17 protein-coding genes are annotated in these 15,348 nt (G+C 68.1%); 11 read left to right on the plus strand and 6 right to left on the minus strand.

The features are described 5' to 3' along the window. Nucleotides 1-1,839 (plus strand): heparinase II/III family protein, encoded by a 1,839-nt coding sequence (locus V5F63_RS00935; RefSeq protein ID WP_394028366.1) that lies wholly within the window; start codon nucleotides 1-3, stop codon nucleotides 1,837-1,839. 23 nt (nucleotides 1,840-1,862) lie between these two features. Here the strand turns inward: V5F63_RS00935 and htpX are convergent, their stop codons facing one another. Both htpX and V5F63_RS00945 read right to left on the minus strand, forming a co-directional pair. Further along, nucleotides 1,863-2,774 carry a zinc metalloprotease HtpX gene (gene htpX, locus V5F63_RS00940; RefSeq protein ID WP_209487234.1) on the minus strand — a complete coding sequence of 304 codons (912 nt, stop codon included), beginning with the start codon at nucleotides 2,772-2,774 and terminating at the stop codon, nucleotides 1,863-1,865. Nucleotides 2,775-2,918: 144 nt separating this feature from the next. Beyond that, nucleotides 2,919-3,125 carry a hypothetical protein gene (locus tag V5F63_RS00945; RefSeq protein ID WP_209487236.1) on the minus strand — a complete coding sequence of 69 codons (207 nt, stop codon included), beginning with the start codon at nucleotides 3,123-3,125 and terminating at the stop codon, nucleotides 2,919-2,921. 535 nt (nucleotides 3,126-3,660) lie between these two features. Between V5F63_RS00945 and fae the strand changes: the two genes are divergently transcribed. Beyond that, on the plus strand, nucleotides 3,661-4,167 hold the full coding sequence (gene fae, locus V5F63_RS00950) for a formaldehyde-activating enzyme (RefSeq protein ID WP_209487238.1): 507 nt from the start codon (nucleotides 3,661-3,663) through the stop codon (nucleotides 4,165-4,167). 161 nt (nucleotides 4,168-4,328) lie between these two features. Here fae and V5F63_RS00955 read toward each other — a convergent pair whose 3' ends face one another. The 3 genes from V5F63_RS00955 to V5F63_RS00965 are packed head-to-tail and all read right to left on the minus strand — an operon-like array spanning nucleotide 4,329 to nucleotide 6,389. Then, entirely contained in the window at nucleotides 4,329-5,309 is a 981-nt protein-coding gene (locus tag V5F63_RS00955) for a YVTN family beta-propeller repeat protein (protein ID WP_394101303.1), read from the minus strand. After that, on the minus strand, nucleotides 5,309-5,845 hold the full coding sequence (locus V5F63_RS00960) for an SRPBCC family protein (RefSeq protein ID WP_209487242.1): 537 nt from the start codon (nucleotides 5,843-5,845) through the stop codon (nucleotides 5,309-5,311). Before V5F63_RS00960 ends, V5F63_RS00955 begins: the two co-directional genes overlap by 1 nt. A 52-nt stretch (nucleotides 5,846-5,897) precedes the next feature. Beyond that, nucleotides 5,898-6,389: a DUF3280 domain-containing protein gene (locus V5F63_RS00965; RefSeq protein WP_209487243.1), complete on the minus strand. Its 492-nt coding sequence runs from the start codon at nucleotides 6,387-6,389 to the stop codon at nucleotides 5,898-5,900. A 232-nt stretch (nucleotides 6,390-6,621) separates the two neighbouring features. On the opposite strand from V5F63_RS00965, the gene pedA1 reads away from it, so the two are divergent. From pedA1 to V5F63_RS00990, 5 genes are read left to right on the plus strand one after another with little or no spacing between them, the layout of a single operon-like run. Next, the gene (pedA1, locus tag V5F63_RS00970; protein ID WP_394101304.1) at nucleotides 6,622-7,890 is read left to right on the plus strand and encodes a lanthanide ABC transporter ABC transporter substrate-binding protein PedA1; all 1,269 of its coding nucleotides are present in this window, start codon (nucleotides 6,622-6,624) and stop codon (nucleotides 7,888-7,890) included. Nucleotides 7,891-7,939: 49 nt separating this feature from the next. Then, nucleotides 7,940-8,926, plus strand: a complete 987-nt coding sequence (locus V5F63_RS00975; RefSeq protein WP_394101305.1) for a YVTN family beta-propeller repeat protein — start codon at nucleotides 7,940-7,942, stop codon at nucleotides 8,924-8,926. Further along, nucleotides 8,923-9,726, plus strand: a complete 804-nt coding sequence (gene pedB, locus V5F63_RS00980; protein WP_394101306.1) for a lanthanide ABC transporter ATP-binding protein PedB/LutE — start codon at nucleotides 8,923-8,925, stop codon at nucleotides 9,724-9,726. Before V5F63_RS00975 ends, pedB begins: the two co-directional genes overlap by 4 nt. Further along, complete coding sequence (gene pedC, locus V5F63_RS00985) at nucleotides 9,723-10,589, plus strand: lanthanide ABC transporter permease protein PedC (protein WP_394101307.1); 867 nt, start codon at nucleotides 9,723-9,725, stop codon at nucleotides 10,587-10,589. The genes pedB and pedC overlap by 4 nt, the downstream gene beginning before the upstream one ends. Next, entirely contained in the window at nucleotides 10,586-11,227 is a 642-nt protein-coding gene (locus tag V5F63_RS00990) for a hypothetical protein (RefSeq protein ID WP_394101308.1), read from the plus strand. Before pedC ends, V5F63_RS00990 begins: the two co-directional genes overlap by 4 nt. Before the next feature lie 33 nt (nucleotides 11,228-11,260). Here V5F63_RS00990 and hpt read toward each other — a convergent pair whose 3' ends face one another. Further along, complete coding sequence (gene hpt / locus V5F63_RS00995) at nucleotides 11,261-11,797, minus strand: hypoxanthine phosphoribosyltransferase (protein ID WP_209487257.1); 537 nt, start codon at nucleotides 11,795-11,797, stop codon at nucleotides 11,261-11,263. A 202-nt stretch (nucleotides 11,798-11,999) separates the two neighbouring features. Here hpt and ftsE point away from each other — a divergent pair, with 202 nt between their 5' ends. From ftsE to V5F63_RS01015, 4 genes are all read left to right on the plus strand, one after another. Continuing rightward, nucleotides 12,000-12,659 carry a cell division ATP-binding protein FtsE gene (gene ftsE / locus V5F63_RS01000; protein WP_024276652.1) on the plus strand — a complete coding sequence of 220 codons (660 nt, stop codon included), beginning with the start codon at nucleotides 12,000-12,002 and terminating at the stop codon, nucleotides 12,657-12,659. Further along, the gene (locus V5F63_RS01005) at nucleotides 12,646-13,626 is read left to right on the plus strand and encodes a cell division protein FtsX (RefSeq protein WP_209487259.1); all 981 of its coding nucleotides are present in this window, start codon (nucleotides 12,646-12,648) and stop codon (nucleotides 13,624-13,626) included. The genes ftsE and V5F63_RS01005 overlap by 14 nt, the downstream gene beginning before the upstream one ends. Nucleotides 13,627-13,834: 208 nt before the next feature. After that, on the plus strand, nucleotides 13,835-14,479 hold the full coding sequence (locus tag V5F63_RS01010; protein ID WP_209487261.1) for a YdcF family protein: 645 nt from the start codon (nucleotides 13,835-13,837) through the stop codon (nucleotides 14,477-14,479). Nucleotides 14,480-14,522: 43 nt separating this feature from the next. Next, nucleotides 14,523-15,329 (plus strand): lysophospholipid acyltransferase family protein, encoded by an 807-nt coding sequence (locus V5F63_RS01015; RefSeq protein WP_394101309.1) that lies wholly within the window; start codon nucleotides 14,523-14,525, stop codon nucleotides 15,327-15,329. Nucleotides 15,330-15,348 lie beyond the last annotated feature (19 nt).

The raw sequence follows: 15,348 nt of genomic DNA on the forward strand, positions 1-15,348 counted from the left end.
ATGGGTATCTGGAATGGATCGGCGGGCCCCCTTCAGGCCGTGGCCAGAAATCTGTTCGGCACGCTGGCCGGGAAGAGCCACGCGCAGCCGACGGGAGGCGCCGTGAGCCGAGGCGGGCTTAAAGAGCGCACCCAACTGGCGACCCTCCTGGTGGAGCTGTGGTCGCAGACGGTGCTTGCGCGCATCGGCGGCCGCGCGGTGCCGCTCGGCTACGTGCCGGTGCCGGTGCCCGAACGCCTCCTGATCGCCCCGCAGGACCTGAGGACCGGCGACGCCACCGTCGCCAGCGAGATCTATTCCGGCCGCTTCGCTTTCGCCGGCAAGGTGATGGCGCTGGATGGACGCACCGCGTTCGAGCTGGTGCCGCCCTCGGTGGAATGGGCCGAAGCGCTGCACGGGTTCGGGTGGCTGCGGCACCTGAAAGCCGCCAACACCACCATCGCCCGGGCCAATGCCCGCGCCCTTGTCGGTGACTTCATCCGCGATCCCGGCAAGGCCAAGGCGGTGGCGGCGCGTCCGGACGTGGCGGCGCGGCGCATCATCTCCTGGCTCACCCAGGCGACCTTCCTGCTGCAGGACGCCGACCACGATTTCTACCGCCGCTTCATGCGCTCGCTGGCCAAGCAGGTGCGCCAGCTGCGCCGGATGGCCAGCGATGCGCCGGACGGCTATCCCCGCCTCATCTCCATCGTCGCGCTGGTGTTCGCCGGGCTGTGCATGTCCGACCAGCCGCGCCTCCTCAAGGCGGCGCAGAAGCGCCTCGGCGAGGAGCTGGACCGGCAGATCCTGCCCGATGGCGGGCCGCTTACCCGCAATCCCGGCATGCTCATCGAGCTGCTGCTGGATCTTCTCCCATTGCGCCAGGCCTTCACCGCCCGCAACCAGCAGGCTCCGGCCGCGCTGATGAATGCGGTGGACCGCATGATGCCCATGCTGCGCTTCTTCCGGCATGGCGACGGCGCCTTCGCGCATTTCCACGGCATGGGCCACACGGCGGCGGACCAGCTCGCCACCATCCTCGCCTTCGACGACGCGCGCGGTGCGCCGGTGGCGAACGCGCCCTATTCCGGCTACCAGCGGCTCGATGCCCGCTCGCTGATGCTGATCGCCGACACCGGCCCGCCGCCGCCCGCCGTGGCGAGCTGGGAGGCGCACGCGAGCTGCCTCGCCTTCGAATTCTCCTCGGCCCGCCAGCGCATCGTCATCAATTGCGGCGTGCCGGAGGTGCATCGGGAGATGTGGCGGCAGGTGGCGCGCTCCACCGCGGCGCATTCCACCGCGGTGATCGCCGACACGTCGTCCTGCCGCTTCCTGCAGGGCGGCTCCATGACGCGCATCTTCGGCGCGCCCATCGTGGCCGGCCCGAAGCATGTGGAGGTGCAGCGCGGCACGCGGAACAACGCGCTTTTGCTGCGCGCCAGCCATGACGGCTATGCCGAGGCCTTCAACCTTCTGCACCAGCGCTCATGGCGGCTGGCGCTGGAGGGCAACCGGCTCGACGGCGAGGACATCTTCAAGCCGGCGGGGGAGGGCGGCGCGCTGCCGGCGGAGACCTTCGCCATCCGATTCCATTTGCACCCGTCCGTGACCGTGGAGCGGCTGGACGATCCCCATACCGCCTTGCTCAGCCTGCCCAACGGCGAGGCCTGGGCCTTTGCCGCGCCGCATCTGCCCCTCGTGGTGGAGGAAAGCGTGGACCTCGCCGCCAGCGGCGGGCCGCGTCGCACATCCCAGCTCGTGCTCACCGGAGAGGTAGCGCGCACGCCGCGCGTCATCTGGACCTTCGTGCGCACCCGGGAAGCCCAGAGCGTGCCTTCCGCACGGCCGGGCCGGGGCTGACGCTCCGGACGCGCGCCTTCAGCTTAGCCCCACGGTCCCCGACGCGGCTGCGCCGGGGCCGAACGGGGCGCTGTGAAGCCGCCGCCGCCCATCCGCTGCGACAGGTCGCGCAAAGCGGCGATGCGGTTCTCCACTGCCGGATGCGTGGAGAAGAGATTGTCCATCCGTGCCCCCGACAGCGGGTTGATGATGAACATGTGGGCAGTTGCGGGGTTCGCTTCTGCCTCATAGTTCGGCACCTGATGGCTCGCTCCGGAGATCTTGGCCAGGGCCGAGGCGAGGGCCATGGGCCGCCCCAGTATCTCCGCACCGCCCCGGTCGGCCTCGTATTCGCGGGAGCGGGAGATGGCCATCTGCACCAGCATGGCGGCCATCGGGGCCAGGATGACCATCAGGATTGTGCCGATGAAGCCGAACGGGTTGTTGTTCTCCCGGTTTCCGCCGCCGAACAGCAGGCCGAAGTTCGCGAGCATGGAGATGGCGCCGGCAATGGTCGCCGTGATGGTCATGGTGAGGGTGTCGTAATGCTTGATGTGCGCCAGTTCATGCGCCATCACGCCCGCCACCTCTTCGGGGGTCAGCGTTTCCAGCAGGCCGGTGGTGGCGGCGACCGCGGCGTTCTGCGGATTGCGGCCGGTGGCAAAGGCATTGGGCTGGGGGTTGTCCATGATGAACACCCGCGGCATGGGCAGGTCCGCCCGCTGCGCCAGCTCGCGCACCATGCCGACGAACTCGGGCGCGGTGCGCTCATCCACCTCCCGCGCGCCGTACATGCGCAGGACCATCTTGTCGGCGTTCCAGTAGCTGAACAGGTTCATGCCTGCCGCCACGACGAACGCGATCATCATGCCGCCGCGCCCGCCTATTGCGAAGCCGACGGCCATGAACAGGGCGGTCATGCCTGCGAGCAGGATCGCCGTCTTCAGGTGATTCATCCATCCCTCCCGGTGCCGCGCACAGGACGCGGACCTTGATCTAGAGGATGGGAAGCCACCTCGCCCCGTTCAAGGGCCGATATGCCGTTGCGTCATCCGGGGCCGTCGTGTCGTGGGCTGCGTGTCGGAGGGCTGCCGTGTGGGTCAGATGTCCCGCATGAGGCGGTCGGCGGCCACGCACTTCCATCGGCCGATCTGCCACTGGGGGTGACTCTCGCTCCACTGCGCAATGGCCTGCTGGGAGGACATCATGCATGTCATGGGCGCGCTCGCTTCCAGGGAGAAGCTCAGCTTCTCTTCCCGGCACGTCGCCGGAGCGCTGATGAGGCAGGCGTAAAGAACAATGAACATGACCAGGGTTCCCGAGTTCGGCGCTGCGCGTGCCACCCCCTGCTTCCGTCCCGCTGCGACAAACCTTCGCTTGCCTTCGACGCTGTACTGCCCGGCAGGCTGCCTTCTCGTGGGCCATCTGTGCAAAAAATAAGAAGCAAGCAGAGTGCCAACAGGAATGTTCGGCAAGCCTTGGCGAGAAGATTGGTATTAAACAACCGCAATACTTCCCACCGCCTTATGCCAATACATCCCTCCTCTCCGGGCCTCCTGTTGAGGCCGCTGGGGCAGGTCGCATGCCGGTCCCTCGCGCCGCTGACAGGCCGATCCGCGAGCCCTTTGCCGGCGCATTTTTCACGCTGCGGCGCGGCATGGATTCGCGATCGCGGCGGCTTGCGGGCGAGCCTCCGCGCGGCTAGGCTCCGCGCGCTATCTGGTGAACCGGTTCGGCCTTCCGCGCCGAGCGCTGACAACAAGGGTAGGCGGCATAGGACCGCCGTCCGGAAATGTCTTCGGGGGCGGTCATCCCTAGTCGATCTACGAGGGAGGACAGAAGGTGGCTAAGATTAGCAAGGTTCTGGTTGGTGAGGCGCTCGTCGGGGACGGCAACGAGGTGGCCCACATCGACCTCATCATCGGTCCGCGCGGCAGCGCGGCCGAGACGGCGTTCGTCACCAGCCTGACGAACAACAAGGATGGCTTCACGTCCCTCCTCGCGGTGCTCGCGCCGAACCTGCCCTGCAAGCCCAACACCGTGATGTTCAACAAGGTGACCATCAAGGACGCCCGCCAGGCCGTCCAGATGTTCGGCCCCGCCCAGTACGGCGTCGCCAAGGCGGTGCAGGACTCGGTGGCGGAAGGCGTCATCCCGGTCGAGGAAGCCGACGACCTCTTCATCTGCGTCGGCGTGTTCATCCACTGGGAGGCGGCGGACGACGCCAAGATCCAGCAGTACAACTACGAGGCGACCAAGCTCTCCATCGCGCGCGCCGTGGCCGGTACCCCCACCGCCCAGGAAGCGACCGACAAGCGCAACGAAGCCAAGCACCCCTTCGCGGCCTAGAGCGGAAACCACCCTGGACAGAGCGGCGACCCTCCGCCCATGCCGAAGGGTCTGCTCCAGCGGTTGGCCGCCATCTTTCTGCGATAGAGGCCAAAAGAACGACGACCGGCGGTGCTCCCGCCGGTCGTTTTCGTTTGAGGTCGCTCTTGTGAAAGCCGTCGTCAGGGCGACTGGCGCAGGAAGAGGCCGAAGGCGCGGGGGCCGTCGCCCACTTCGAGGGTGGAGACCACCTTCAGCGTCTGCGTGTCGATGACGCTCATGGTGTTGTCGAACCAGTTCACCACATAGACCGCGCGCCCGTCCTGCGCGGCAGCGATGCCCTCCGGATATTCGCCCACGGAGATTGTGGCGCGCGGCGCGCGCGTCGCGGTGTCGAACACGCTCACCGTTCCCCCATACTGGTTGGTGACGAAGGCGAGGGGGCCGGCCAGCGCCAGCGCATAGGGCCTGTTGCCCACCTTCACCGTGCCGATCACCCGGCGCGCGGCGACATCGATGATGCTCACGTCGTCCGAGCCCACATTGGCCGTGTAGGCCGTGCGGCCGTCCTCGGACAGCGTGATGCCGAAGGGGCGGGTGCCGACCTTCACCACGGCGACGCGCTCCAGCGTCGCGGCATCGATGATGGAGACCTGATCGTCGTCGCGGTCGGCGCTGAGCACGAGGGCGCCGTCGGGCGTTACCGCCACGCCGGAGGGAGAGGCGCCGGTCCGGGCGACACGCAGGTCGTCAGGCTTGTCCGGATCGACCACCACGAGGCGCGCCGCATACCAGTCCGCCACATAGACCGGCTTGCCGGAGGGCGCGACCGCGACGCCCAGCGGGCCGCCGCCGACAGGGATGCGCTTCTCGACCTTGCGGGTCGCGGCATCGATCACCGAAAGGGCCTTGCCCTCGGGGCTGGTGACGAAGGCACGGCGTCCGTCCCGCGACACGGCGATTCCGGCCGGCTCGCCGGGGACCGGAATGCGCGCGACGAGTTTGGGCGGGGCGGCGGCACCATCCAGCGCCACCACCGCAACCTCATTGCCGGGCTGATTGGTGATGAAGGCCTCCGCCGCGGTCGAAGGCCGGGGCGAGACGAGCAGCGCGGCCGCCGCGGCGAGGATCGCCGCAGCCGCCGCGCGCCGGTTGAAGGCCATCAGGAACCCTTTTCGACCTTGGCCTTGAGGGCGTCCAGCCCGCCGCGATAGACGGCGGTCACGGCGGCGATGGCGGCTTCGTCGCTCAGTTCCGGGGGCGGGTCGTTATTGGGGTAGCCGCGATAGAAGGCGCCGCGCCATTCCACCTTGGTGTGGGTGGCATCGACCGGGATGACGGCGATGGTGGACGAATAGTTGGTCACCGGCAGCACTTTCACGTCCACTGCATTGATGCGGTAGGCGTAGCTCTTCTGCTCCGGCTCATACTTCACCAGCACCTCGTCGATGGTGCCGCCGCCCTTGAGGGTGAGCAGGCGCGTGGCATCCACGGCGTTGCCGCCCTTGCCCTCGTTCTTCTCGACGGCCGGGTGCCAGCTCATGTCCTGGAAATTGCCGATGACGGCCCACACCTTGTCGGCCGGCGCGTTGATCTCGACGCTCTCGGTGATCTTCTTGCGGGTGGGGCCGTGGGCATCGGCGGCGAGCGGAACCATCGCCATCGCAAGGGCCGCAGCGGCGGCAATCATCTGCCTCATGAACAATTTCCTCCAACAGTGTCTTGTCGTTCCGTCGGGCCTTGGGGCCGCGTCATTGGGACAGGTCCGGCAGGCCGGGGGCGAAGATGCGGTTCTTCACCAGATAGCGCACGCCGCGGGTCCAGGATTCGTCCGTGTTGCCACGAATGTCCACCACGCCGACGCGCACTGCCTTCGCGCTGCCGTCCACGCCCTTGAGGTCCACCTCCTTCACCTGCAGCTCGATGGACAGGATGAGGTTGGACACCTTGCGCACCACGCCCATCACCTCGAACCGCGCGCCGGCGGCGGCGGCGATCTCGTTCTCGCAGGCATTGCACTTGAAGAAGGGGGATGCCTCCTCGATGCGCGCGGCGAAGGGCGCGAGATCGACGGGCGTGAGCTGTCCGGTTTCCACGACGAGGCGCTCCAGCTCGGCATTGATGAGCTTGAGCCGGGCGGCCTGTTCGGCGCGGATGCTGTCGCGCTGGTCCGCCGTATCATCAAATAATTCAAAGCCGAAGATCGCAACGGGAGCAGGCGCAGCAATACTGCGGCCGGTCACGCCGAAAAATGTTGCGCTTGCGAGAAGCAGGACAAAGACGAAACGGGCGCCGGACATCATCGGGAACCTTTGGTAGGTCGAAGGGTGTCACAGCCTCCCCGCGGCTGGCAAGGAGAGATCATCTTATTGTTTTCTTATGTCTATTCGGTTGCCGTTTTTGGCTGATGATGGCTACATCTTCCCCTTGTGACGACCCGGATCGACTGAGCCCCGATTGCCCATGCGCCTTCCCATGAGCCTTCCCCGGCGCCGCGACTGGATGCGTCCGGGTGGGTCCCGCCGTCTCCTCGCCGCCGCCTGCGCCGCGATGCTATGCGCGGGCATTCTCGGCATGGGCGGTCCGGTGTCGGCGCAGCCGGCCGTGGCGCCCCCTCCGGATGCCACGCCGGCTCCGATGGAGCTGCGGCTCGGCCTTCTCACCCGCGAGGTGCCCCCGCCGCCGCTCTACGATCTTCTGGCGGTGCCGGCAGACGATGCGGTGTCGGGCGCGGAGCTGGCCATCAAGGACAACAACACGACCGGCCAGTTCACCGGCCAGAGCTATGCGCTGGAGCCGGTTACGCTGGCCGAGGACGAGGATGCGGGCGCCGCCGCGCGCAAGCTCGCGGACGGCGGCATCAAGCTTCTCATCGTCAACCTGCCGGCGGCGGACCTCCTCAAGGTGGACGACGCGGTGAAGGGCAGGGGCGTCACCTTGTTCAACATCGCAGCCACCGACGATGCGCTGCGCGCCGAACAGTGCCGGGCCGACATCTTCCACGTCGCGCCGAGCCGGGCGATGCTGGCGGATGCGCTGATGCAGTTCCTGGCCATGAAGCGCTGGAGCAAGCTGTTCCTCATCGTCGGGCCGAACCCCGGCGACCAGCTCTATGCCGATGCGCTGCGCAAATCGGCGAAGAAGTTCGGGCTCAAGATCGTCGCCGACAAGCCGTGGACCTTCGGTCCCCTCGGCCGCGACCGTTCCGACAGCATCACCCGCTCCGACGCCCTCGTGTTCAGCCGGGGCGTGGACGCCGACGTGCTCGTCGTGGCGGACGAGGCCAACGATTTCGGCAATTACATTCCCTACCGCACCTTCGAGCCCCGCCTGGTGGCGGGTACGCAGGGCCTCACTGCCGGCACCTGGCATCCGGCGCAGGATGCGTGGGGTTCCGCCCAATTGCAGAACCGCTTCCTGCGCGCCACCAACCGCCCCATGCGGGCGAGCGATTATCAGGCATGGCTCGCCGTGCGCATGGTGGGCGAGGCCGCGACCCGCGCCAAGACCACGGACCCGGTGGCACTCGCGAAGTTCATGCGCTCGCCTGACTTCAATCTCGCCGCCTTCAAGGGCGTGCCGGTCAGCGTGCGGCCATGGGACCAGCAGGTGCGCCAGCCGCTCCTCATCGCCCAGCCCCTCGGCATCGTCTCGGTGGCCCCGGAGGAGGGCTTCCTGCACCAGCGCACCCCGCTCGACACCCTCGGGGTGGACGAGCGGGAATCCAAATGCCGGCTGAAGTGAGAGCCCGGCCCAAAAGCGCGGCAGGCGCGCCAATTCTGGAGGAAGCCCGATGATCCCGACCGTCCCGCGCCGCCTCGTTGCCCTTCTCGCCGGCGCCGCCGCGCTGACGGCGGCGGATGTGGCCTCGGCCTATACGGTCTACGTCTCCAACGAGCGCGGCAATTCCATCACCGTCATCGATTCCACCACGCTGGAAGCCAAGCAGACGGTGAAGATCGGCCGCCGGCCGCGCGGCATCACCATGAGCCCGGACGGGAAGGTGCTCTTCCTGTGCGCCAGCGACGACCACGCGGTGCTGGCCATCGATCCCGCGACGCTCAAGGTCACGCGCAAGCTGAAGTCCGGTCCCGATCCGGAACTCTTCGCCCTGCATCCCTCGGGCAATCCGCTCTACATCGCCAATGAGGACGACAACCAGGTCACCGTGCTCGATGTGGAGCAGAACAAGGTGGTGGCGCAGGTACCCGTAGGCACCGAGCCGGAAGGCATGGCGGTGAGCCCGGACGGGGCGACGCTGGTCGCCACGTCCGAAACCACCAGCATGGCGCATTTCATCGACACCAAAACCAACAAGATCATCGCCAACGTACTGGTGGACGCGCGGCCGCGCTTCGCCGAATTCTCCAAGGATGGCAAGCGCCTGTGGGTCTCGGCCGAGATCGGCGGCACGGTGTCCGTGATCGATCCCGAAACGCGCAAGATCATCCACAAGGTCACGTTCCAGATCCCCGGCGTGTCCAAGGAGGCGATCCAGCCCGTGGGCGTGCGCCTGACCCGGGATGGCAAGACCGCCTTCGTCGCGCTGGGCCCGGCGAACCGCGTGGCGGTGGTGAATGCCGAGACCTTCGAGGTGCAGAAATATCTCCTCGTGGGGCAGCGCGTGTGGCAGCTCGCCTTCACCCCGGACGAGAAGCTGCTCTTCACCACCAACGGCAATTCCAACGACGTGTCGGTGATCGACGTTCAGGATCTCAAGGTGGTGAAGTCCATCAAGGTCGGCGGCGCGCCGTGGGGCGTGGTGGTCTCGCCGCAATGAACGATGGCGCGCAGGTTGCGGCACAGGCTGCGGCTCTGGAGATCGAGGCGGTGAGCCACGCCTTCGGCGCCCGCCGCGCGCTGGATGGCGTCTCGCTCACCGTTCCAGCCGGCCGCTTCGTCGCGCTGCTGGGGCCGAACGGCGCCGGCAAGACCACTCTGTTCTCGCTGGCGACGCGGCTCTATGCGACGCGCGAGGGCCGGGTGCGCATCTTCGGCCATGACCTTTCCCGCGCGCCCTCCGCCGCGCTGGCGGAGCTGGGCGTGGTGTTCCAGAGCCGCACCCTCGATCTCGATCTGTCGGTGCGGCAGAACCTTGCCTATCACGGCGCCCTGCACGGCATGGCGGGACGGGAGGTGAAGGCCCGCATCGCCGAACTGCTGGCGCTGGTGGGCCTCGCCGACCGCATCGACGACAAGGTGCGAACCCTCTCGGGCGGCCAGTCGCGGCGGGTGGAGATCGCCCGCGCGCTCATCCACCGCCCCCGCCTGCTGCTGCTGGACGAGGCGACGGTGGGGCTCGATCTGCCGTCGCGCACGGCCATCGTCGAGATCGTGCGCCGCCTCGTGGACGAAGAACATCTCGCGGTGCTGTGGGCGACCCACATCTTCGACGAGGTGCGGGGCGACGATCTCATCTATGTGCTCGACAAGGGCCGCATCATCGCCCACGGCACCGCGCGCGAGGTAACCGGCGCGCATCTGCGGCCGACGGAGGCGCGCGCGCCCGAAGGCCCGACGGCGGCTTTGGAGGCCGCCTTCCGGGCCATGACGGCGGCACGGGCGGAGGACGCGGCATGAGCGAGGCTGCGCTTGAAAAAGCGCCGGCCGCGCCGGCCCGCCACCTTGGCCCCTCCGGCTATCTGGTGTGCATGTCCGGCATCGTCGGCCGCGAGCTGACGCGCTTCGTGCAGCAGAAGGAGCGCTTCCTCTCGGCGCTGGTGCGGCCGCTGGTGTGGCTCTTCATCTTCGCCGCCGGCTTCCGCTCGACGCTCGGCGTCTCGATCATCCCGCCCTACGAGACCTACGTGCTCTACGAGGTCTATGTGACGCCGGGCCTCGCGGTGATGATCCAGCTGTTCAACGGCATGCAGTCGTCCCTCTCCATGGTCTACGACCGGGAGGTGGGCTCCATGCGGGTGCTGCTGACGAGCCCGTTCCCGCGCTGGTATCTGCTGCTTTGCAAGCTGGTGGCCGGGGTCAGCGTGTCGCTGGCGCAGGTCTATGTCTTCCTCGCCATCGCCCGGCTGTGGGAGGTGGACATCCCGCCCATGGGCTATCTCACCGCGCTGCCCGCCTTCATCCTCACCGGGCTGATGCTGGGATCCATCGGCCTCGTCATCTCCTCGCTGATCCGGCAGCTGGAAAACTTCGCGAGCGTGATGAACTTCGTGATCTTCCCGATGTTCTTCGCCTCGTCCGCGCTCTACCCGCTGTGGCGCATTCGCGATGCCAGCGAGACGCTCTACATCGTCTGCCTCATCAACCCCTTCACCCATGCCGTGGAGCTGGTGCGCAACGCGCTCTACGGCGTGTTCGAGCCGCAGGCCTTCGCGGTCGTCGCCGGCACCACCATCGTCTTCTTCGCCCTCGCCGTCGTCGCCTACGATCCGGGCCGCGGCATCATGGGGCGGCGGGGCGGACCAAAAGGAGAAGCCGCGTGATCCGTTCGCTTGCCGCCGCATCGGCCACGGCTCTGCTTTTTTCGGCCGTGGCCTTGTTCTGCGCCGCGCCGCTCGCCGCCCAGCCGAAGGCCGACCCCGACTGGCCCTGCCCGCAGCGCAAGACGCCGGAGATCGACCTCGCGCAGGTGTGGAACGGGCCGGATCCCGCCTCCGTCGGCAAATGGACGGACGATCAGGACGCCGCCGCCCTCGCGGTCAAGCTCTCCTCCCGCCGCACGCCGGCCAAGGAATTCGCGCCTTTGCTGGACGGCTTCGTGAAGGAGGCCGGCGCCGAGGCCGACAAGGGGCTGCTCCGGGTGATGGCGGGGGTCTACGAGATCATCAACGACCAGCGCACCAAGCTCATGCACGGCATCGAGCGCTATGCGCGCGGGCAGCAGCGTCTCGCCGACCGCATCCGCGACGAGGCGGACGAGCTGAGCAAGGTGCGCAGCTCCATCACCGCGCCGGAGACACCCGAGAGCCGCAAGCTCGACGAGCAGCTCCACTGGGACACCCGCATCTTCGACGAGCGCGCCAAGTCGCTCACCTATGTCTGCGAAACGCCCGTCCTGCTGGAGCAGCGGGCCTTCGACATCGGCCAGCAGATCCAGGCGCGGCTGAAGGTGAAGGGCTGAGAGGTAAGCGCGGCGGGCGCGACGGCGCGCCGGCTACTCCAGCCCCTCCACATGCCCGATGAAGGGCAGTTGCCGGAAGGCGTGGGCGACATCCATGCCGTAGCCCACCACGAACAGGTCCGGGCAGGTGAAGCCGACGAAATCGGCCTCGATCTGCACCGCCCTTTTTCCCGGCTTCTCCAGAAGCACGCACACCAGCACCCGCCGCGCGCCGCGCGCCATCAGCAGGTCCTTGGCGAAGGCGAGGGTGCGGCCGGATTCCAGAATGTCGTCGATGAGCAGCACGTCGCGGTCGCGCACGTCGCTCTCCACGTCCTTCAGGATCTCCACCTGGCCGGAGGAGATGGTCGCCTCGCGATAGGACGAGAGGTGCATGAACTCCACTTCCGGGGCGAGGCCGGACGTGTGCATGGCGCGCAGCAGGTCGGCGGCGAAGATGAAGGAGCCTTTCAGGACCGCCACCGCGAGCAGCCGCTCCGGCGCAAACGCGGCGATCTCAACCGCCAGCGCATGGTTGCGCGCGGCGATGCGGTTCTCGTCATAAAGGACGCTGACGTTCGGCAGGTTCATGATCCCTCTTCGCCAGAGCGCGAACATGGCCATCGCGGCCGCGGGCGCCCTCCCGAGATAGCCCCCGTGCCCGGCGCGCGCAATGCGGGACAGCCCTTCCGTCCGCGCGGGGCGCCCGTGCCGCGCCCCCCGTGGCGACGCCTGCCGCTTCGTTTATGGTGTGGTGGGGCGCCACGGCGCGATTCGGGTGAAGGGTTGGGGCGTGGTCCGGTTCGAGAACGTCGGCCTCAGGTACGGCATGGGTCCGGAAGTGCTGAAGGATGTGTCCTTCGGCATCGAGCCCAATTCGTTCCAGTTCCTGACCGGCCCGTCGGGAGCCGGCAAGACGACGCTCATGCGCCTGCTGTTCCTTCAGCTGAAGCCGACGCGCGGGCTCATCACTCTGTTCGGGCGGGACGTGTCGTCGCTTGATCCCGACGAGGTGGCCGTGCTGCGGCGACGCATCGGCATCGTCTTCCAGGATTTCCGCCTTCTCGACCACCTCACCACCTACGAGAACGTCTCGCTGCCGCTGCGGGTGCTCGGCAAGGAGGAGGCGAGCTATCGCGGCGAGGTGACGGAGCTTCTGAGCTGGGTCGGCCTCGGCGACCGGATGCACGTTCTGCCGCCGGTGCTCTCGGGCGGCGAGAAGCAGCGCGCCGCCATCGCCCGCGCCCTCATCGGGCGGCCGGAATTCCTGCTCGCGGACGAGCCCACGGGCAATGTGGACCCTACCCTCGCGCGCCGCCTGCTCCGCCTGTTCATCGAACTCAACAAGTCCGGCACGTCGGTGCTTCTGGCGACCCATGACATCGCGCTCATGGACCAGTACGACGCCCGCCGCCTCGTGATCGCCGACGGCCGCCTCTATGTCTACGACTGACGCCGGCGCCCAGCCGCAGAACCCGCAGCCCAAGAAGCCGCCGGCCGAGGGGGGCGAGGCGCCGCGTGCCAAGGCACGGGCGCTGGCCTCCATCGTGCCGTCCTCGACCATCGCCGGGCGGGCGCTGGTGGCGGTGGTGGCCATCATGACCTTCCTTGCCGGCCTCACCATCGGCACGGCGGTGGCGGTGCGGGCGACTGCCAGCCAGTGGCGCTCCGACGTGACGCAGGAAGTCACCATCCAGATCCGGGCCGGCGAGAAGCAGGCGACCGACGCCCAGGTGCAGGCCGCCGCCGACATCGCCCGCAAGACCCCGGGCATCGCCGACGTGCACATCCTCACCCCGGAGGAGACCTCCCGGCTGCTGGAGCCGTGGCTCGGCTCCGGTCTCGACCTCGGCGACCTGCCGGTGCCGCGGGTGATGGTGGTGCGCCTCGATGGCGCGAGCCCGCCCGATCTCGCCCGGCTCAAGCGCACGCTGACCGACCGCATCCCCACCGCCACGCTCGACGATCACCGCGGCTGGTCGCGCCGGCTCGTGGCGGTCACGGACGGGGTGATGCTGGTGGCGGTGGTGCTTCTCGTGCTGGTGGGGCTCGCGACCGTTCTTTCGGTGGTCTTCGCCACCCGCGCGGCGGTGGCCACCAACCGTTCGGTGGTGGAGGTGCTGCATTTCGTCGGCGCGCGCGACGGTTTCATTGCCGCGCAGTTCCAGCGCCACTTTCTGAAGATCGGTGCGGAAGGCGGCCTCATCGGAGGCCTTTCGGCGGCGGCAGTGTTCGGGGCGCTGGCCGCGCTCCCGCGCCTCGGCCTTGGTGGCGATCCGGAACTGCCGACCGTGCTGGGCTGGCTCAATCCGGGCTATCTGGGATTCTTCGGCATCGCCGTGTCGGTGGCGATCGTGGCGCTGGCGACGGCGCTCACCTCGCGCGTCACCGTTTACCGCACGTTGAGGACGATCACATGATCGGCCGTGCGGCGATCGATGTGGCGGTGGCCGGGGGTGCGTCACCTCGCCTCTGCCGCATTCCGGCGCCATCCTCGGCTGCATGACCATGTCGAGCACCGAGCGCAGGACGCAGGCGCGGATCGGTCCCGGGCAATCCGATACCGGCGCTGCCAGAAGCGGAGCCAGCAAAGGCGCGACCGGCACCCCGGTGCCGCGCCGAGGCCTCATGCGCCGGCTCTTTATTGGCATGCTGGCGCTGGGCGGGCTCGGGGCAGTCGTCGGCGGCATCGGCTTCATCGCCTTCACCACCCAGATCGCGGGGCACGAGCCTGCGGGGGTCAAGCCGGCCGATGCCATCGTCGTGCTCACCGGCGGCCCCTCGCGCATCGTCGATGCCGTCTCCCTTTTGAACGAGGGGCTGGGTCAGCGCCTGCTCATCACCGGCGTCAACAAGTCCATCTCATCGGAGGAGATGCGCCGCGCCCTGCCCGATGGCGAGCGGCTGATGGATTGCTGCATCGATCTCGGCCACAAGGCGCTGAACACGCGGGGCAATGCCCTGGAGGCGGCCGAATGGACCCGCGAACGGCGGTTCCGGTCGCTGGTGGTGGTGACCTCCTCCTGGCACATGCCGCGCGCCATGATGGAATTGTCGCGCGCCCTTCCCGATGTGGAACTGGTGGCCTATCCCGTCGTCACCAGCCGCACGGAGCCGGAGAACTGGTGGAGCGATACCGGAACGCTGAAGCTGCTGGTGAAGGAGTATTTGAAGTACATCATGGCCACGGTGAAGATCCGCCCCGCCAAGGCCGTGGCCGGCCCTCAGGCCGAAACCGCGCCGTCGGCCGGCGGGTCTTCCGCGCCGCACTGATCATGCGCTCCCGGCCGCCCGGCCGCGGGGCAGGGAGACCACCTTGACCTTCCTGCGTTCGCTCGTCTTCCAGATCGCCTTCTATCTGGTGACGATCCTCTACATGCTGGCCTTCCTGCCCGCGCTGCCGTTCCTGTCGCGCAGAGGACTGTGGCGCACCGGCGTGATGTGGTGGGTGGCCACCATCATGTTCCTGCTGCGGGTCATCGTGGGCACGCGGGCCGAGATCAGGGGCGTCGAGAACATTCCGGACGGCCCGCTCCTCCTCGCGTCCAAGCATCAATCGGCGTGGGAGACGCTGGCGCTGCTGCCGCTGTTCTCGGACCCGGCCTTCATCCTGAAGCGCGAGCTGATGTCGATCCCCGTCTTCGGCTGGTTCGCGGCGCGGGCGCGGATGATCCCGGTGGACCGCAAGGGCGGCTCGTCCGCCATGAAGGCGATGACGCGACGAGCGCAGGCCGACATGGCCGAGGGCCGGCAGATCCTCATCTTCCCGGAAGGTACGCGACGCCCAGCCGGGGCACCGCCGGACTACAAGTTCGGCGTGGCGCATCTTTATTCCAGCCTCGGTGTGCCTTGCCTGCCCATCGCACTCAATTCTGGCCTCTACTGGCCGAGGCGATCCATCCTCAAGCGGCCCGGCACCATCCTCGTGGAGATCCTGCCGGCGCTTCCGCCGGGCCTGCCGCGCCGGCAATTCATGGAGCGACTTCAGGCCGACATCGAGGGCGCCAGCGACCGCCTGCTCGCCGAGGGACTGGCCGAACTCGGACCCCGCGCGCCGGCCCATCTGAGGGGTCGCGAGACGGTCCAATCTTCCCCGTTGTCCACCCCTGTGGAAAACTCTTGATCGAGTGCCGGAGATCGTT

It is taken from the genome of Xanthobacter wiegelii, assembly GCF_043193855.2.
In the GTDB taxonomy this organism is placed as follows: Bacteria; Pseudomonadota; Alphaproteobacteria; order Rhizobiales; family Xanthobacteraceae; genus Xanthobacter; species Xanthobacter flavus_A.

Excerpts from the sequence above, each read along its gene's own strand:
- V5F63_RS00975 (WP_394101305.1), top strand. The coding sequence starts at position 7,940 with ATGATCCCGACCGTCCCGCGCCGCCTCGTTGCCCTTCTCGCCGGCGCC.
- pedC (WP_394101307.1), top strand. The coding sequence starts at position 9,723 with ATGAGCGAGGCTGCGCTTGAAAAAGCGCCGGCCGCGCCGGCCCGCCAC.
- hpt (WP_209487257.1), bottom strand. The coding sequence starts at position 11,797 with ATGAACCTGCCGAACGTCAGCGTCCTTTATGACGAGAACCGCATCGCC.
- V5F63_RS00955 (WP_394101303.1), bottom strand. The coding sequence starts at position 5,309 with ATGGCCTTCAACCGGCGCGCGGCGGCTGCGGCGATCCTCGCCGCGGCG.
- htpX (WP_209487234.1), bottom strand. The coding sequence starts at position 2,774 with ATGAATCACCTGAAGACGGCGATCCTGCTCGCAGGCATGACCGCCCTG.
- V5F63_RS00945 (WP_209487236.1), bottom strand. The coding sequence starts at position 3,125 with ATGTTCATTGTTCTTTACGCCTGCCTCATCAGCGCTCCGGCGACGTGC.
- V5F63_RS01010 (WP_209487261.1), top strand. The coding sequence starts at position 13,835 with ATGCGCCGGCTCTTTATTGGCATGCTGGCGCTGGGCGGGCTCGGGGCA.
- pedA1 (WP_394101304.1), top strand. The coding sequence starts at position 6,622 with ATGAGCCTTCCCCGGCGCCGCGACTGGATGCGTCCGGGTGGGTCCCGC.
- V5F63_RS00935 (WP_394028366.1), top strand. The coding sequence starts at position 1 with ATGGGTATCTGGAATGGATCGGCGGGCCCCCTTCAGGCCGTGGCCAGA.
- pedB (WP_394101306.1), top strand. The coding sequence starts at position 8,923 with ATGAACGATGGCGCGCAGGTTGCGGCACAGGCTGCGGCTCTGGAGATC.
- V5F63_RS01005 (WP_209487259.1), top strand. The coding sequence starts at position 12,646 with ATGTCTACGACTGACGCCGGCGCCCAGCCGCAGAACCCGCAGCCCAAG.
- V5F63_RS00960 (WP_209487242.1), bottom strand. The coding sequence starts at position 5,845 with ATGAGGCAGATGATTGCCGCCGCTGCGGCCCTTGCGATGGCGATGGTT.